The following is an 18,338-nucleotide window of genomic DNA, read 5'->3' as shown; positions in this document are numbered from 1 at the left end:
ACCAACTTTTGGAGGTGTTTTAGGCAATGTAAAACTAAAAACTCCCAGAACTGCCGATGCAATCGCTGTCATTAAAAAGGTGTTTTTAAGTAATCCATTTTCAATACTTTCTTTTGCATCCCAATGAAAAGCAAAGCTTATTAACAGTCCTGCTAAGATCCAGCCAATTGTACCCCAAACACGAATAAATGGAAATTCTTTAGCAGGATCTTTCATCTGATTAAAAGAAACTGAATTTACCAAAGCTAACGTTGGCATGTAAGCTATCATATATCCTAAAACATATGGATAGAACACTGAAAAATCAGTAGCATTCGCCATTTGATACATTAAAAAAGCTCCTATTAGATGTAAAATTCCTAAGATACGCTCTGCATTAAAAAAGCGATCAGCGATCAGTCCGATAATAAAAGGAGCGATGATTGCGCCCCAGGATTGAGTAGAAAATGCTTGACCTATTTCACCACCAGATGCACTTAAATTATTTCCTAAAAAAGTACCAAGAGTAACAAACCAACCACCCCAAATAAAGAACTCTAAAAACATCATTAGAGATAACTGAAATTGAATAAATTTCTTCATAATTAAGAACGATTAATAAAGGTTACTTAGATAGCTTAATTAGTAGATCTCTTGTGGCGATGATACCATCAAGTTCGCTCAATCGTGATCCTTCATATTCAACACCAATATATCCTTGATATCCTGCAGCTTTGATGATATCTAGCATTTTTTTATAATCGATAGTAGTTTCATTTCCATCTGCATCAAAATCATACGATTTGGCGCTAACACCTTTGGCAAATGGCATCATTTCTTCGATACCTTTGTATTTTGGATATTCTTTTACGCATTTTGCGCCCCATCGTTCACCGCCTTCTCGTTCCAGACAAAAGTTTCCAAAATCAGGAAGAGTTCCGCAGTTTTTCATATTCACGTTTTGCATCACTTTCACTAATAAGGAGGCATCAGAAGATAGATATCCATGGTTTTCTACAATTACATTGATACTCTTAGTAGCTGCGTATGTCGATAATTTCTTTAACCCATCCGTAGCTACTTCCACCCATTTTTCAGGATCATTTGTGCCAAATAGATTTACTCGGATCGAATGACATCCTAAAAATTGAGCAGCATCTACCCATTTCTTATGGTTTTCTACCGTTTGGTTTCTTTCTTTTTCATCGAGCACAGCCAAATCTCCTTCACCATCTACCATGATGAGTAAATTTTGAACGTTATGCTGATCGCTTTTTGTTTTTAGCGCATTCAGGATTTCTTGTAATTCTTTTTCAGGATCATCAGCATCTTTATACATAGGGGTATATAACTGACTTACATATTCGATTCCTGTAAAACCTAATTCTTTAGCTTTTTCTGAAAAATCCATAGGATCTAATTTTCCAGATTGGATTTCTTTATGAAGCGACCATTGCGCTAGGGATAATTCAAAGATAGGTTCCGGATCTTTTGGTGGTTCCGGAAGGGTTTCTTCTTCTTGTGTTTCGGTGGTAGTATTTTCTTTTGTGGTATTCTTGCAGGAACTAATAATTAGCAAACATAAAAGCCCCTTAAAGATTGTTTTGTACATAATTTTATATTTAGTTAGGTAATAATTATAAAGCCCAGTCTTTTCCACCGGTGAGATTTTGAACAGAATCACAACCGATATATTCTCCTGGGACAGGTAAGTAGTTTAATACGTTTTCAGCAATTTCTTTTGATTTTTTAAATCCTAAAATAGATAAATCTCTTACTGAAGATAAGAAAATAAAAGATAAGGCTTCTTGTGATACATTTTCCAAATCTTCTGGACTTTCTATATCAGAAAACTCTTCCCAATATGCTTTTCGCTGCTCTTTAGGAAGTTTTAAATATTTAGCCAATAAAGCATCGTATTCTTCTGTGGTTACATCATCAATGCTTTTTTCCTCACTAACTCCCAATTCTTTCATAATAACACCAGCACCGTATTTAAACATTTGCGCTTCTTCTGGTTCTTCGATACCACGATTGATAAACTTGTCAACAAACATCGGTATGTGTAATGATTTTGCTCCTGGAATATCAGTTTCAGGTAGTATAAGATCAATAATATTTTCTAGGGCTTTTCCTTCATCAACGGATAAAAGCTCTGGTGTCCAATCCAATACGTACTCTTTTTTACAGCTTTGCAATAGACTGAAAAGGGTAGGAGTAGCAGCAATATATCCTGCTGATAGTCCAATATTTCTTAAGGCTTGTCTTCTGTTCATAATACTTGGATTAAGCGTTTTTTTTGATTTGTTCTGCGGCATGATTAGCAGCACGTGCCGTGAAAGCCATATAAGTAAGCGATGGGTTGACACAACTTGCTGAGGTCATAAAAGCACCATCAGTAACATATACATTAGGTACTGCATGGATTTGATTATTTCCATTGAGTACAGAAGTTTTCGGATCTCGTCCCATACGAGCAGTTCCCATTTCGTGAATCCCTAAACCAGGCGCTCCGATATCATCCCAAGGTTGTATATCTGTAAATCCAGCTTTAGAAAGCATATCCATTGCCTGTTGTATCATATCTTTACGCATCTCCAGCTCATTCTCTTTGAATTCTGCATCAAATGTTACGGTAGGTAACCCCCATTCATCCAAATTATCATAATCCAGTATCATTTTATTTTCGTGATATGGTAAACATTCACCAAATCCCAAGAGTCCGAATCGCCAGCCTCCTGGTTCTAATATTTTTTCCTTTAATTCAGCTCCATAACCAAGCTCGGCAATGGTTTCCTCCCAATTAGATCGGCTAGCGCCACCTTGATACCCGTATCCACGTTTGRAATTCTCCTGATCGGTTTCACCACCAATATTTCTAAATCGAGGTATATAAATACCATTAGGTCTTCTTCCTTTATAAAATTGATCCTTATAACCATCATATTTCCCAACAGCTCCAGCTTTAAAATGATGATCCATGATATTATGACCTAATTCACCAGAATCATTTCCCATTCCATTCGGGAAACGTTCGGATTTGGATTGCATCAAAATACTTGCTGAAGCAATCGCTGAAGCACATAAGAATATAACTTTAGCAGTAAATTGCATCTTTTCTTTGCTAATGGTATCGATTACTTCAACGCCAGTAGCCTTACCAGTTGTATCATCATACAGTACTTGATGTACAATTGAATTTGGTCGCAAGGTCATGTTACCTGTTCTTTCAGCAGCAGGTAAGGTAGAAGAATTACTACTAAAGTAAGCTCCAAATGGGCATCCACGCATACATCGATTACGATATTGACAGTTCATTCTGCCTTCAAAAGTTTTGGTACCAGTAATATGAGCGGTTCTTCCAATAGTAAGTAATCGATCCTCATAATTCTCTGCAATATTCTTTTTTAGATGCTCTTCTACGCAGTTTAATTCCATTGGAGGTAAAAACTGTCCATCTGGTAATTGTTCCAAACCTAATTTTTCTCCACTTACTCCAATAAACTCTTCAACTTTATCATACCAAGGAGCGATATCTTTGTATCGTACTGGCCAATCTACAGCAATACCTTCTTTTTTGTTGGCTTCAAAATCAAAATCACAAAGTCTATAACTTTGTCTTCCCCACATGAGCGATCTTCCACCAACATGATATCCACGAATCCAGTCGAATCGTTTTATTTCGTTATAAGGATGTTTAAGATCATTTACAAAAAAGTGGCGATGCGCTTTATCAGTAACATACCCAGTTCTATGCTGCTTGGGTTGCTCGGCAATTTCTTCTCTAGAAGGTTCTCCTTTAAACTCATAATCCCAAGGATCATCATTAGCAGTGGTATAATCGTCAATATGTGTGATCATACGACCTCTTTCTAATACGAGTGTTTTTAAACCTTTTTCACAAAGTTCTTTAGCAGCCCAGCCACCACTAATTCCTGTTCCAACGACAATAGCGTCAAATTGAGGTTCTTGTTCCATACTTTTTTGATGTTTACAGACAGTATATATTTTAAATTAAAAGATGAGAGATTGCTGTCAATCTTCCCATTTTATGTATTCAATAAAATAAATCTCTTATCAAGCTTTTTTGGCTTGATTAAGTACGCTCTGATAGTAGTCTTTTGTTTGTCTGTTTTCTTCTTGTTCTTGAAGAAAGGTAATTTGAAAAATGAAATGTTAGGAAATCATAATTCAATTGAGATTGTTTAAGCAATTTCGCTCCTAATATAAGAAGTTTGTTTCTGTATTAACAATAAAATTAACAAATCATTAATTAAATTAGCAGTGTTTTATAAACTATTCAATTTTGGGGGTTATGGCTAAACTAAATAGAAGAAAAGCAATTCAGAATATGTCCTTGGGCTTTGGGGCTTTGAGTATCAGTGGTTCAGCGGTTGGACAGACATTATCGAGAGATCTTTCAAATGATTTTCCCGAAGTACTAAAAGGAAATGTCAATCATGCTGTGTGTCGATGGTGTTATCAAAGTATACCATTGGAAGAATTTGCCGAAAAATCTAAGAATATTGGTATCAAAGCTATAGATCTTTTAAAACCAGAAGAATGGGATATAGTTCAAAAAAAGGGACTTTCTTGTTCTGTGGCAACAGACACATTTGCTAGTATTACTGATGGGTTTAACGATGCGAAAAACCATGAGAAATTACAAAAGCAGTATTTAGAACTCATTTCGAAAGCTTCTCATGCTGGAGTGAAACAAGTGATCGTATTTTCGGGGAATAGCAATGGTATTTCGAATGAAAAAGGATGGGAGAATTGTGCAAAAGGATTAGAACCTTTGGTAAAGCACGCAGAGAAAAATAAGGTTACTTTGATCATGGAATTATTGAATAGTAAAGTTGATCATGCAGATTATCAATGTGATCATACACCTTGGGGAGTTCAATTAGTAGATAAAATAGGTTCTGATAGTTTTAAGTTGCTATATGATATTTATCATATGCAAATCATGGAGGGAGATATTATTGCTACTATTAGAAAGTACAAAGATTATATTGCTCACTATCATACAGGTGGCGTTCCTGGAAGACATGAAATTAACGACTCACAAGAACTCAATTATCCTGCAATCATGAAAGCAATTGTAGCCACCGGATTTAAAGGATATGTAGCTCAGGAATTCATACCAACTTACGAAGATAATCTTGCAGCGCTAAAAGAGGGAATCCAAATTTGTGATGTATAGTTTTTCGATACTACCGAAGATATTTGCTGTACATTAATAATTAATATTTCTTTAACAAAATTCAACTATAATTACCGAAAACCCACCCCAATAGGTGGGGAGGGGGTACCTATATAGGTAGGGTCTTGTTCGTTAAAGTATCGTTAGGGGTACCCTTAAACGTGGATAGGGGTACCCCTAATGGTGGGTAGGGGTACCTCAAAGCTTCATACCACCTAGTTCAAAGCATAGTGACACTAAGCTCAGAGCATAGTGTAACCTCTCTTTTAGGTTCGACCATCCTAGTACTAAGGTAGGTACAGGGTACCTCAGAGGTAGGGAGAGGGTACCCACGAGGTACCCCTAACAAGTAACGGATCGTTAATTTTTTAACTTTTGAGTACGCTATTTTTGTGCAAAATATTACTTGTGTTTACATTAAAACCTAGGCTTGAATATTTTTAAAGAATCGAAATTTTAAATAGGAGTCAGGTTTAAGTCACCATATAATTCAACTATGGGATCATTGTTTTTAGATCCTGAATTACATTAATGTTATGACGCAAGTATGCAAAAAGTATGAACAGAATAATAATGGCTACTGTAAAGCCTAGTAAATTTCCATTTTTGCTACTCGATACCTTTTTAGAGGTTTTGATATAGGCTTTGGATAGTTTTTTAGTGTATTTAGAAACTAAAGCAAAGGCTGGAGCAAAAATTAGCACTACTATAAGCATATCGATTAATACTAAAAGATAGCCTTGTTCGTGAATTTGTTTTTTTACAAATTTAATTACGAATTCGTTAATTAAAGCTGCACAAAGCACAGCAATTGCATAGATGGCAAATTTTGTTAGTTGTCTATTATTCATGGGGCATACAGTATATCTAGATTGTAGTTGCTAAAATAAAAAAATGATAGCCACTTTTAAATCTAAAAATAGAAGTTTTTGGAAACATATTGCAGCGGTATCTTTTATGAAGGATACTCAATGAATACTTAAAAGGTATTGAAAAAAGATGAATAACATTAATTCGAGTATCATGACTGGAAGTAAAATACATCAAATAACGTAATTAAATCGTAGTGGTTTTATTGTAAATAGTTACGGAAGCTATCGATATTCAATTTTATGTTGATTTGAGTATAACTGCCATTATTTTAGTATCTTACATATGTAATTAATTCTTAAAACCAATTTATATGTTACAAAAAATTTCAAATCTTGGTAAAAAGTTAGATGCAAATCAACTAAAGGCTATTAACGGAGGTAATTTTAATGGGCCATGCTTTTTCTGTTTTTGTGATTCCTCAAATCCACCTCCTCCAGAATCTAATTGTTGTTGCGTAAATACGTGGTAAAAATAAAAAGGAGCAAGTTTAAACTTGCTCCTTTCTTTTTTATTAGATAATACCTATTATTTATAAAGGAATATTACCGTGTTTTCTTTTCGGTTGATTGATCTCTTTATTTTCTAACATGCTAAATCCTTTGATCAATTTTCTTCTGGTATCTTCTGGTAAGATCACTTCATCTACAAATCCACGTTGTGCAGCTCTGTAAGGATTTGCAAAGGTATCTGCATATTCAGCCTCTTTTTCTGCTAGTTTTGCAGCTGGATCGTCTGCCGCTTTAATTTCTTTTCTAAAGATGATTTCACTAGCTCCTTTAGCACCCATAACCGCTATTTCCGCAGTTGGCCAGGCAAAATTAAGATCTGCTCCAATATGTTTAGAATTCATTACATCATAGGCTCCTCCATAGGCTTTTCTAGTAATTACGGTTACTTTTGGAACTGAAGCTTCACTTAAGGCATACAGTAATTTTGCACCATGTACAATGATTCCATTCCATTCTTGATCGGTTCCTGGTAAAAATCCTGGAACATCCACCAATACTAATAAAGGAATGTTGAAACAATCACAAAAACGTGTAAAACGAGCTGCTTTTTTAGAACTGTTTACATCCAAAACCCCTGCAAGAAACATAGGTTGATTCGCAACAATACCAACACTTTTACCTCCAATTCTAGCAAAACCAACGATGATGTTCTCAGCATAGTTCTTATGAATCTCAAAGAAAGAATCTTCATCAATAATTCCGCCAATCACCTCATGCATATCGTAAGGTTTATTAGGGTTGTCCGGAATAATATCTGCTAGAACAGCTCTTTTTTCATCACCTAATGTATAAGGAACTGTTTTTGTTGTTTCTTTATTATTTTGTGGAAGATAACTAAGTAATGTTTTTAGATCTTCTAAACATTGAACATCATTTGGAGAGGTAATATGAGCTACTCCTGATTTTGTAGAGTGTGTACTAGCTCCTCCCAATTCTTCAGAGGTAACTTCTTCATTAGTAACAGTTTTTACCACATTAGGCCCCGTTACAAACATATAACTGGTATCTTCCACCATCAATGTAAAATCAGTAATTGCTGGCGAGTATACTGCACCACCGGCACAAGGTCCCATAATTGCTGAAATCTGAGGGATAACACCAGAAGCTTGTACATTTCTATGGAAAATATCAGCATAACCACCTAAAGATCGCACACCTTCCTGAATTCTTGCTCCACCAGAATCATTTAGGCCAATAATAGGAGCACCAACATTGACTGCTAAATCCATTACTTTGCAAATTTTCTCTGCATGTGTTTCAGATAAAGCTCCTCCAAATACTGTAAAATCTTGTGCAAAAACATAGACCAACCTTCCGTTTACCGTTCCATAACCTGTCACTACACCATCACCATAATATACTTCATTTTGCATACCAAAATCAGTAGTTCTATGGGTAACTAGAATGCCAATTTCTTCAAAAGACCCTTCATCCAAGAAGTAGGCAATACGCTCTCTGGCGGTCAATTTCTTTTTTTGGTGTTGTTTTTCTATGCGTTGTTCACCACCACCAAGATGCGCCTGATCAATTTTTTCTTGTAAAACTTTTATTTTCGAATTCATATCCTAGTGTGTTGGTAATCTTAATTGTTTTTGATCTTCTTGATATTGTTGTAATGCAATCAATGCTGCAATTCTGGCTTCTTCTTCCATTTCTGTTTTCAAGGCATCAGCCGTATAATATTTCTTTACAAAATGAGTATCGAAATTTCCTGATCTAAAAGCCTCATGTTGGCACACAAATTTTCCAAAAGATAAGGTAGTCTGTACCCCTTTCACGCGATAATGATCAATAGCTTTGATCATTAATTCGATTGTTTCTTCACGGGTTTCTCCATAAGTAATTAATTTGGATAACATCGGGTCGTAGTAAATAGGAATATCCATTCCTTCTGCATATCCATTATCAACGCGAATACCTTCACCAACAGGTATTTGATAGGTTTCCAAATTTCCAACACTTGGCAAGAAATCATTCATAGGATCTTCTGCATAGACTCTTAATTCTAATGCATGTCCTTTGATAGTTAAATCTTCCTGTTTGATATCAAGTTTTTCTCCTCTAGCTACTCTTATTTGAAGTTCTACGAGGTCTACTTCAGTGATCAATTCAGTAACCGGATGTTCTACCTGTAAACGCGTATTCATTTCTAGGAAATAGAAATTATGTTGCTCGTCTAATAAAAATTCTACTGTTCCAGCCCCTACATAATCACAGGCTTTAGCTACTCTAACCGCAGCTTCTCCCATTTTAATTCTTAATTCTGGACTAAGTACAGCAGAAGGCGCTTCTTCTACTACTTTCTGGTGTCTTCGTTGTACACTACATTCTCTTTCAAAAAAATGTAACACATTGCCATGTGTATCCGCCATTACCTGAATTTCGATATGCCTGGGAGAACCTACATATTTTTCGATAAATACCGAACCATCACCAAAGGCAGAAACAGCTTCACTAATCGCACGTTGCATTTGAGATTCCAGATCTTCCTCTTTTTCTACTACACGCATTCCTTTTCCACCACCACCAGCAGAGGCTTTGATTAAAATAGGAAACCCTATTTCTCTGGCAATTTCTTTAGCTTTTTCAGGATCTGTAATCGCTTCTTCGATACCTGGTACCATAGGAATATCATACGCTTTAACAGCTTCTTTAGCAGCAAGCTTACTTCCCATAATTTCTATCGCTTTGGACTTGGGTCCAATAAATATGATATCATTTTTTTCTACTTCAGATGCAAAATCAGCATTTTCACTCAAGAACCCGTATCCAGGATGTATAGCATCTACGTTTAATTCTTTAGCAATTTCAATAATTTTATTTCCTAATAAATAAGATTCACTAGAAGGAGCTTCTCCCACGCAAACTGCTTCATCCGCAAAAGCCACATGTGGTGCATTTCTATCGATAGTAGAATATATAGCTACCGTTTTAATCCCCATTTTGCTAGCGGTTTTCATTACCCGTATAGCAATTTCGCCTCTATTAGCGACTAATATTTTTTTCATAATCATTTAGAACTTATGATAGTTTTATAGTTAAAATGACAAGAACTGTTATTCGAACTCTATTAATAATTTTCCTTTATCTACGGCATCACCTTTTGCGACATCGATAGATTTAATAGTTCCTGCTCTTGGAGAAGTTATGATGTTTTCCATTTTCATAGCTTCTAATACTAATAAATAGTCTTCCTCTTCAACCGTTTGTCCAACTTCTACCTGAATATCAATAATCAATCCTGGCATTGGTGATTTGATAGCATTTATTTGTTTGGAGGCTCCAACAGAAAATCCCATTTCAGCGATCATCATATCCAATGAATCAGCAATGTCTACTTCATAAGTATTGGAGTTTACTTTTACGCTGTATTTCTTGTTGTTAAAATCTGATTTGATAATTTCGCTATGATACGATTTGTTCTTATCGAGAAGATGAAATTTTGAATCTGAAGTCTTAATAATATCCGTTTTTGATACTGCTTCTTGGTCTATTGTGTATTCAAAATCCTTATTTACTTTTACCTTATATGTTGCATTCATAAATAATCATTCATTTGGTGGATAAATATAGGTATTTATATTCATCGTAGGTATTTCTTGTGAAATTTTTAAAAATTGTTTGATAAGAGGTCTGTTTTCTAAGAAAATGAAAAAAAGAAGGTCACCATTGTTAACTTGATTGTTTTTCTGTTTTGAGACCACCAAATATGATCAGTCTAGCGGTATAATCCCCAAAAAAATAAGCTTGCAACCTTTTTGCTACCCCTTTCCTTAAATCTTTTTTTAAGTATTCACATAATTTTGTCATCAAATTTAATCCCCTTTATATGAAAAGACTTTTACACTTTACAGCAACCATCTTTATTTTTTACACGGTTCAATTTCAGGCACAGACAAATAATCAAGTTAGTGGAGCAAGCATAATACCTGAGGAAAATGCTGGTACAAGTACTCCAGAACCCTATGATGGAAATGACTTCTTTGATCCAGGTTCGCAATTGACAAGTGGCGATTGGAATTTTATTTTTGGTCCTGGAGCTGGAGGAAACTTAAATTCTAGTTTAAGAAATGTACTGATTGGAGGTTTAGCAGGAGCTAAATTCAATAGTAGCGACAATGACAATATAGTATTAGGAGTTTTTTCTGCAGATCAAACAACCAGTAGTTTTGATAATGTGTATATAGGCAATTCTGTAGCACGATACAATAGTGCCGGAGATAATGTGATTATTGGACAAGAGGCAGGTATGAATTTAACAGAAGGTAATGACAATACAATTATTGGTGAAGAAGCAGGTAAAGAGTTAACTACCGGTGATCGTAATGTAATTATAGGAGAAGACGCAGGAATAAATACTACTACAGGATCTAATAATGTATTTATTGGAAGATTTACAGGCCATGACAATACTATAGGAAGATCCAATACCTTTATCGGAGGAGGATCTCTTTCTGGCGTACAGTTTGATCTTCAGAGTATTGATGATTCTTATCAAATTTCTTCAGAAGGAAAGGCTAGTGGAGCAGATAATACTACAGGATTAGGAAATACCTTCGTTGGTGCTGGTTCCGGTCAAGATAATGTTATAGGTGGCGCTAATACTTTTATAGGCTTTGACGCTGGAGCAAATAGTACCAATTCTCATGGAAATACATTCGTGGGATATGGAGCAGGTTATGATAATAATAGGTTGAGAGGTACAGATGATTCTAATAGGAACACATTTTTAGGAGCTACTGCTGGAGGTACAAATAGAGTTGGTTCAGATAATGTAGGAATAGGTTGGAATGCAGATTTTTTAAGTAATGGAGGTAGTAATAGAAATCAACGTAATGTATTTATGGGGACTTCTATTGTATTGGATGGTAATGAAAAAGTAGTCATTGGACATGATGCAGAATCAAGAGGTAATAATAATGGAGCTATTGTGATTGGAGCATTTAGCAGCGTAAACCAACCATATTCTGTAGCGTTAGGTCATAATTTGAACATTACTACGCCAAATACGATGGCACTTGGTGGTAATACAGCTACCAATAGAGTAAGTGTGGGTATCGGAACGGTAGCAGCAAATCAAAATGCATCTTTAGAATTAGCAGATACAGATAAAGGTTTTTTAATGAACAGACTTACAACTGCTCAACGTACCACTATGGTAACAGCAGCGGCTAGCGGAAATGCATTAACAACTACAGATGCGGGATTATTGGTTTATGATACCGATCTAAGTTCACTTTTTGTTTGGAATGGTACCACTTGGGTAAATACGGTTGCTATCAATACAGATAATCAGGATTTAACGCTAACAGATAACACCTTAAGTTTAACCAACGATGCGACTTCTATAGATTTATCTGGATATTTAGATAATACAGATGCGCAAGGGTTATCATTAGCAACGAATACCTTAAGCATTTCAGGTAATACCTCTACTATTGATCTTTCAGGTTATTTGGACAATACGGATAACCAGGATTTAATGCTAACAGATAACACCTTAAGTTTAACAAATGATGCGACTTCAATAGATTTATCTGGATATTTAGATAATACAGATGCACAAGCATTATCATTAGCAACCAATACCTTAAGCATTTCTGGTAATACMTCWACTATTGATCTTTCAGGTTATTTGGACAATACGGATAACCAGGATTTAATGCTAACAGATAACAYCTTAAGTTTAACAAATGATGCGACTTCWATAGATTTATCTGGATATTTAGATAATACAGATGCRCAAGCATTATCATTAGCAACGAATACCTTAAGTATTTCAGGTAATACCTCTACTATTGATCTTTCAGGTTATTTGGACAATACGGATAACCAGGATTTAACGCTAACAGATAACACCTTAAGTTTAACAAATGATGCAACTTCAATAGATTTATCTGGATATTTGGATAATACAGATGCGCAAGCATTATCATTAGCAACAAATACCTTAAGCATTTCAGGTAATGCCTCTACTATTGATCTTTCAGGTTATTTGGACAATACAGATAACCAGGATTTAATGCTAACAGATAATACCTTAAGTTTAACAAACGATGCGACTTCAATAGATTTATCTGGATATTTAGATAATACGGATACGCAAGCATTATCATTAGCAACAAATACCTTAAGCATTTCAGGTAATACATCAACTATTGATCTTTCAGGTTTTTTGGACAATACAGATAACCAGGATTTAATGCTAACAGATAACACCTTAAGTTTAACAAACGATGCGACTTCAATAGATTTATCTGGATATTTAGATAATACAGATGCACAGGCATTATCATTAGCAACGAATACCTTAAGCATTTCAGGTAATGCCTCTACTATTGATCTTTCAGGTTATTTAGATAATACAGATAGTCAACAGTTAAGTTTGAATGATACAGATCTGACAATTTCTGGAGGAAATACGGTAGATCTATCTTCATTGCAAGATGGAACCGGAACTGATAGCCAAACATTAAATTTAATGAATGCTACCCTAAGTATTAGCAATGGGAATACAGTAGATCTTTCTTCCTTACAGGATGGAACTGGAACTGATAGTCAAATTTTGGATTTAACTGATAATACCCTAAGTATCAGTAATGGAAATACAGTGGATCTTTCTTCTTTACAGGATGGAACTGGAACTGATAGTCAAACCTTAAATTTAACTGATACTACCTTAAGTATTAGTAATGGAAATGCAGTAGATTTTTCAGCCTTTGTAAATACAGATGGACAAGATTTAACTTCAGCTAGTCTTAGTGGTACAGATCTTACTATTGAAATTCAAAATGGAGCTTCAGTAACAGTAGATTTATCTCCGTTGTTAACCGATTTGGAAACTAGGTTGAGCAATTTGGAACAAACTTTAGGAATAGGTAATGTAGAAGGAAGGGCAAATCAAAAAGCGGTATTGTACCAAAATATTCCTAATCCTTTTGATGCTACTTCTTCCATTAAATATTATATTCCAACAAGTGTGCGCAAGGCTTCAATTGTATTCAGTAATACGAATGGGCAAGTTATTTCTACAATTGATATTGGAGAAGTAGGAGAAGGAGAATTACATATCAATAGTGATGGACTTGCATCTGGAACTTATTTTTATACGTTATTTACGGATAACAAAAAAGTTGCTACGAGAAGAATGGTAATTAATTAAGAAAATATATTTAGGTTACTTTAATCCCGATACGGAATACGTATCGGGATTTTTTATGAAAGAACTAGATAAATTTATGTTATTTACTGGTTGAAAAGGTTTCCTAGGGATATAAAAAATATCTTGTATTTTTGAAATCATATAAACCTTTTGTTACGCACTATTAAAACCTAATACTCCCTTTGAAACTACTATACCCTATTATTTTTCTCTTTCTTTGTATGATACAGAGCTATGCACAATCCAGTGATAGTATAGCAAAACAGTTAAAAGATAATGTTAAAGAAGCAACTAGCGATTCTGTTCAAATTCGTTTTCAAATAGATTTGGCAAAACAATTACTTACATCGAATGTTGATACCACGAGGATAATTTTTAATGATGTATTAAAAATTATCGATAAGAAAAATGGTAATTATTATCAAAGTTGTAAAGCAGAATCATTGAATTATCTGGGGATATTAGATAGCAAAGAAGGAAGTTTCGATAATGCCCTTACGAAGTATTTAAAAGCATTGGATATCACTGAAGGTATTCAGGATTCTACGGGCATTGGATTGACGTTTCATAATCTCGGAATGTTTTACAGACGTCAAAAAGAGTATAGGAAAGCAAAACAATATTTACAAAAGGCAATACAAATCAAAGAAAAGTTGGTAGATATAGAAGATCTTGCCTTATCTCATCATATGTTGGCAGTTACCTATTATCAAAACAAACAATTGGATTCATCAAGGTTTCATATTGCTATAGTAAAAGATTTGCCGTGTTCTGATCTTCGTAAGTCAAAAGCGAATGGAAGCTTAGCCTCATTATATTACTCAAATAAGGAATATGATAAAGCAATTGAAATCTACAAAGAAAATATTGGTATCTCTAAAAAAGCAGAAGATCTAAATGAGCTGAGTGTGAGTTATTTAAATGTTGCAGTGTTGTACAATGCATTGCAACAATACGATAATGCTGTTCCATATCTAGATAGTGCCATTACAGAAGCTAAAAAGATTAAAAATAATGGACTATTAAGAACACAGTACTACAGTAAAAGTAATCTGAATGAAACTCGAAAAGAATATAAGTTAGCCTTACAAGATTACAAGCTATATAAGATGTATAATGATTCTATTAATGATATAGAAAAAACCAAACGTATTACAGAATTAGAGCTGAATTATCAATTTGATAAAGAAAAGCAAGCGGGCGAACTACGATTGGAGAATGAAACATCAAAAAAACAACTGTATCTGTTACTTTTTGTCATAGCTATCATCATGGGGTGTATTATTTTCTGGTTGACGCGTAAAAACGCGAAGCAGCGACTTGCGTTATCAAATAAAGAATTAGCAAGTGAGCAATTGGAAAAGGTAAAAGCAGAATTAGCATTGGTTACCAAAGAAAAAGAATTGAAGAATGCGGTTATAGAAAATTCTTTACGACAGGAAGTATTGAGTAAAACCTTGGGTGACATTAAGGAGATTATAAAGTTAGAAAACGAAAAAGAACGTAAAACTGCTTTACAATCTTTATCTGCATCTTTATTGTCGGAAAAAGCAACCACCACCAGTACTACAGATCTAAAATCCTATATGGATACAGTAAGTATGGATTTTAAAGTGATTTTAGATAGCAAGTTTCCAGATTTAAAGGAAAAAGAAAAAGAGTTGTTGTGTTTAATGACCTTAGGACTCAATGCTACTGAAATTAGTAAACTACAAAACAATACAGTTTCGGCCATTAAATCTGCGCGATCTAGAATTCGTAAAAAGATAGGAGTAGATTCTAAACAAGATATTATCGAGTTTATTAAGAATACTGGGGTTTGATATGCTCTCTTTTCGGACTTCGAGAGCCTCAGCCCTCGATGCGTGTGGACCCTGAGGTTCTCGAAGGGTCAAATTCTGATTCTGGTTATAGTATGCCGGAGTGTCAAACTTTGAATATAACGTATCGTCAGTTCGAGTGTTTCAGTGTCGATTAGGATTGTGTGTCCTCCTCATATCGGGCTTCGAGAGCCTCAGCCCTCGATGTGTACGAACCCTGAGGCTCTCGAAGGGTTTCACTCCTCGATATGCATGGACCCTGAGGCTCTCGAAGGGACCGACATAGCAACCATAAAGAAAAAGCAAAAAATATCTCTGCAACCTCAAAAATACCCTCTTGCAACCCTTTTGCAACCCCCAAAACCTTTGCAACCCTTAAAATCCTGTTAATTTTGCACTCGATTTTAAGAATTTATTTCAACTCTTTTTTAACAAAAAGCCCCTTTATGAAATGAGCCATTAAAATGACTTTTCTTGAAATGATCATTACTACTGGCGAATTCCATCTGGCTTATAAACCAAATAAAAGCAACAGATGAAACACCTTTACATTACACTTTTTTTTATTGTTAGTTTTTTTACTGCTGGGTTTGCTCAAACCGAGTTTATTACAACCTGGCAGACAACTAGCGCAAATGAAACGATTACTATTCCCACCACTGGATCTGGATACAACTATTCAGTAAACTGGGGAGATGGTACAATTGAGAATGGATTGACTGGAAATGCTACGCATGAATATGCTGTAGCAGATACCTATACCGTTGAAATCACAGGTGATTTTCCAAGGTTTTATTCTCCAGGAATGGGAGGGTATTTTAGCAATGCGGCTAAAATTCAATCTATTGAGCAATGGGGTACACAACAGTGGGCAAGCATGGAAAATGCATTTGATAGTACAACAAATCTGGTGATTAACGCTACGGATGTTCCCGATTTGAGTATAGTAACCAGTATGCAAGGAATGTTCTTTTTAAATTCTAGTCTTGTGGATAATGGAGGCGCTATGGGTACTTGGGATGTAAGTAATGTACAGGATATGGGGTACTTATTTAGAAACACTCCGTTTAATGAGGATATCAGTAGTTGGAATACTCAGAATGTTACCAATATGAGCAATATGCTGGCCAACTGCCCAAATTTTGATCAAAACCTAGGTAATTGGGATATTAGCAATGTGACCAACATGTCTGATATGTTGGTTACCTCAGGACTTTCTTTAGCTAATTATGATGCTACCTTAATTGGTTGGGGATTGGATTCAAGTGGTAATGCAGCTGATGGTATTGACGATGTCCCTTCTAATATTAATTTTAATGGAGGTTCAAGCACCTATTGCGTCGGAATTGATGCTCGAAGTGTTTTAACTAGTGCTCCCTATAATTGGTCTATTACCGATAGTGGAACCACTTGTGCTTCCACAGATTTCTTTATCACTACTTGGCAAACAACTTCTAACGCTGAAAGTATTACGATTCCAACCACAAGTTCTGGGTATAATTATGATATTGATTGGGGTGATGGAAATATAGAATTTGGATCAACAGGCAATGCTACTCATGAATATGCTACACAAGGAACTTATAGGGTTAGAATCATAGGAAATTTTCCAAGAATTTATTTTAATGGCAGCTCTATAGATAAAGACAAAATCATTGCTATAGATCAATGGGGGATACAACAATGGACCTCTATGGAAAGAGCTTTTCTAGGATGTGGTAATTTAGAAGTGAAAGCGGCGGACAGCCCCGATTTATCAAACGTTACTTCGCTGCGATTTATGTTTGCCTCATGTCATTCCCTGGATAAAGATTTTAGTGTTGATTTTTCTGGATGGGATACCAGTGGTATTGAAGATTTTACTTTCGCGTTTAGTGATGCAATAGCATTTAATAGTAGTAGTATTGCTAATTGGGATGTAAGCGGAGCAACCCGCTTTGACTTTATGTTCCTGAGTGCTACCTCTTTTGATCAAGATTTGAGTCAATGGGATGTTAGCAGTGCCACAAGTATGGACACGATGCTTCGGGATACAGCCCTTTCTACAGAAAATTATGATGTAACCCTAATCGGTTGGGCAACTTTAGATAGTGGAGAAACACAAATTCCCAGTGATATCATATTAGATGTTGATGCTACCTATTGTTTAGGAGAAGCTGCCAGAAATACCTTAACCAATGCTCCATATAATTGGTCAATTACTGATGAAGGATTAGGTTGTACATCTACAGATTTCTTTATAACAACCTGGCAAACAACTTCAACAAACGAGTCTATTACGATTCCAACATTTGGAATTGGATATGATTATAGTATTGATTGGGGAGATGGAATAATTGAAACTGGTTTAACTGGAAACACTCTACACGAATATGCTACTGCAGGAACTTATACGGTTAGAATTATAGGAGATTTTCCAAGGTTTTATAATCCAGGATTGGGAGGTTATATTTCTAATGCTGCTAAAATTCAATCCATAGAGCAATGGGGATCTCAACAATGGACAAGTATGGAAGGAGCTTTTGATAGCGCAACTAATATGGTTATCAATGCTACAGATGTTCCTGACTTAAGTGTAGTTACCAGTATGCAAGGTATGTTCTTTTTAAATTCGAGTATAGTAGATAATGGTGGTGCAATAGGTACATGGGATGTTAGCAATGTGCAGGATATGGGATTTTTATTCAGAAATACGCCATTCAATGAAGATATTAGTACTTGGAATACTCAAAATGTTACTAATATGAGTAACATGCTAGCAAACTGCCCTAATTTTGACCAAAATCTGG

13 protein-coding genes are annotated in these 18,338 nt (G+C 35.2%); 5 read left to right on the top strand and 8 right to left on the bottom strand.

The window, feature by feature from the left end:
- The 4 genes from GBO31_RS22030 to GBO31_RS22015 form a co-directional block, all read right to left on the bottom strand.
- The coding region (locus GBO31_RS22030; RefSeq protein WP_219010729.1) for an MFS transporter at nucleotides 1-582 on the bottom strand (582 nt) is incomplete at its 3' end.
- Between the two features lie 22 nt (nucleotides 583-604).
- Nucleotides 605-1,591 (bottom strand): sugar phosphate isomerase/epimerase family protein, encoded by a 987-nt coding sequence (locus GBO31_RS22025; protein WP_219010728.1) that lies wholly within the window; start codon nucleotides 1,589-1,591, stop codon nucleotides 605-607.
- A 25-nt stretch (nucleotides 1,592-1,616) separates the two neighbouring features.
- Nucleotides 1,617-2,255: a gluconate 2-dehydrogenase subunit 3 family protein gene (locus tag GBO31_RS22020; RefSeq protein ID WP_219010727.1), complete on the bottom strand. Its 639-nt coding sequence runs from the start codon at nucleotides 2,253-2,255 to the stop codon at nucleotides 1,617-1,619.
- A gap of 10 nt (nucleotides 2,256-2,265) precedes the next feature.
- Nucleotides 2,266-3,957, bottom strand: a complete 1,692-nt coding sequence (locus GBO31_RS22015) for a GMC oxidoreductase (RefSeq protein WP_219010726.1) — start codon at nucleotides 3,955-3,957, stop codon at nucleotides 2,266-2,268.
- 337 nt (nucleotides 3,958-4,294) lie between these two features.
- On the opposite strand from GBO31_RS22015, the gene GBO31_RS22010 reads away from it, so the two are divergent.
- The gene (locus tag GBO31_RS22010; protein ID WP_246615952.1) at nucleotides 4,295-5,185 is read left to right on the top strand and encodes a hydroxypyruvate isomerase family protein; all 891 of its coding nucleotides are present in this window, start codon (nucleotides 4,295-4,297) and stop codon (nucleotides 5,183-5,185) included.
- Between the two features lie 494 nt (nucleotides 5,186-5,679).
- Here the strand turns inward: GBO31_RS22010 and GBO31_RS22005 are convergent, their stop codons facing one another.
- Nucleotides 5,680-6,036: a hypothetical protein gene (locus GBO31_RS22005; RefSeq protein ID WP_219010725.1), complete on the bottom strand. Its 357-nt coding sequence runs from the start codon at nucleotides 6,034-6,036 to the stop codon at nucleotides 5,680-5,682.
- 332 nt (nucleotides 6,037-6,368) lie between these two features.
- Between GBO31_RS22005 and GBO31_RS22000 the strand changes: the two genes are divergently transcribed.
- Nucleotides 6,369-6,527: a hypothetical protein gene (locus GBO31_RS22000; RefSeq protein WP_219010724.1), complete on the top strand. Its 159-nt coding sequence runs from the start codon at nucleotides 6,369-6,371 to the stop codon at nucleotides 6,525-6,527.
- A gap of 60 nt (nucleotides 6,528-6,587) precedes the next feature.
- Here the strand turns inward: GBO31_RS22000 and GBO31_RS21995 are convergent, their stop codons facing one another.
- The 3 genes from GBO31_RS21995 to GBO31_RS21985 are packed head-to-tail and all read right to left on the bottom strand — an operon-like array spanning nucleotide 6,588 to nucleotide 10,109.
- Nucleotides 6,588-8,129 carry an acyl-CoA carboxylase subunit beta gene (locus GBO31_RS21995; RefSeq protein WP_219010723.1) on the bottom strand — a complete coding sequence of 514 codons (1,542 nt, stop codon included), beginning with the start codon at nucleotides 8,127-8,129 and terminating at the stop codon, nucleotides 6,588-6,590.
- 3 nt (nucleotides 8,130-8,132) lie between these two features.
- Complete coding sequence (locus GBO31_RS21990; RefSeq protein WP_219010722.1) at nucleotides 8,133-9,575, bottom strand: acetyl-CoA carboxylase biotin carboxylase subunit; 1,443 nt, start codon at nucleotides 9,573-9,575, stop codon at nucleotides 8,133-8,135.
- A gap of 48 nt (nucleotides 9,576-9,623) precedes the next feature.
- On the bottom strand, nucleotides 9,624-10,109 hold the full coding sequence (locus GBO31_RS21985) for an acetyl-CoA carboxylase biotin carboxyl carrier protein subunit (RefSeq protein WP_219010721.1): 486 nt from the start codon (nucleotides 10,107-10,109) through the stop codon (nucleotides 9,624-9,626).
- A gap of 287 nt (nucleotides 10,110-10,396) precedes the next feature.
- On the opposite strand from GBO31_RS21985, the gene GBO31_RS21980 reads away from it, so the two are divergent.
- From GBO31_RS21980 to GBO31_RS21970, 3 genes are all read left to right on the top strand, one after another.
- Nucleotides 10,397-13,729, top strand: a complete 3,333-nt coding sequence (locus GBO31_RS21980) for a beta strand repeat-containing protein (protein ID WP_219010720.1) — start codon at nucleotides 10,397-10,399, stop codon at nucleotides 13,727-13,729.
- A gap of 221 nt (nucleotides 13,730-13,950) precedes the next feature.
- Entirely contained in the window at nucleotides 13,951-15,552 is a 1,602-nt protein-coding gene (locus GBO31_RS21975; RefSeq protein ID WP_219010719.1) for a tetratricopeptide repeat protein, read from the top strand.
- A gap of 532 nt (nucleotides 15,553-16,084) precedes the next feature.
- Nucleotides 16,085-18,338 (top strand): BspA family leucine-rich repeat surface protein (locus GBO31_RS21970; RefSeq protein WP_219010718.1); only part of this gene is annotated, 2,254 nt, incomplete at its 3' end.

Source organism: Aquimarina litoralis, from assembly GCF_019295435.1.
In the GTDB taxonomy this organism is placed as follows: Bacteria; Bacteroidota; Bacteroidia; order Flavobacteriales; family Flavobacteriaceae; genus Aquimarina; species Aquimarina litoralis_A.
Note: the sequence above shows the minus strand (reverse complement) of the source record. Positions and strands in the feature narration are given on the sequence as shown.